This is a genomic window from Neisseria sp. P0008.S010 (assembly GCF_051962715.1).
GTDB lineage: Bacteria > Pseudomonadota > Gammaproteobacteria > Burkholderiales > Neisseriaceae > Neisseria > Neisseria elongata.
Genome location: NZ_JBQCVA010000360.1, coordinates 1 through 252, shown reverse-complemented (window position 1 = coordinate 252; position 252 = coordinate 1). Strand labels below are relative to the sequence as shown.

Here is a 252-nt window from a genome sequence, read left to right as displayed (position 1 = left end):
GGCGTAAAGGGCAGGTAGGTGGTTTGATAAGTCTGTTGTGAAAGCTCCTGGCTTAACTGGGAGAGGCCAATAGAAACTATCAGACTTGAGTATAGGAGAGGTTACTGGAATTCCCGGTGTAGCGGTGAAATGTGCAGAGATCGGGAGGAACACCAATGGCGAAAGCAGGTAACTGGACTATTACTGACACTCAGCTGCGAAAGCTAGGGGAGCAAACAGGATTAGATACCCCAGTAGTCCTGTCTCTTATAC

General features: G+C 48.4%; 1 rRNA gene. It reads left to right on the top strand.

The annotated features are described in order from the left end of the window. Positions 1–252: ribosomal RNA gene (locus ACTHSL_RS13915) — 16S ribosomal RNA — on the top strand; the annotation flags it as partial.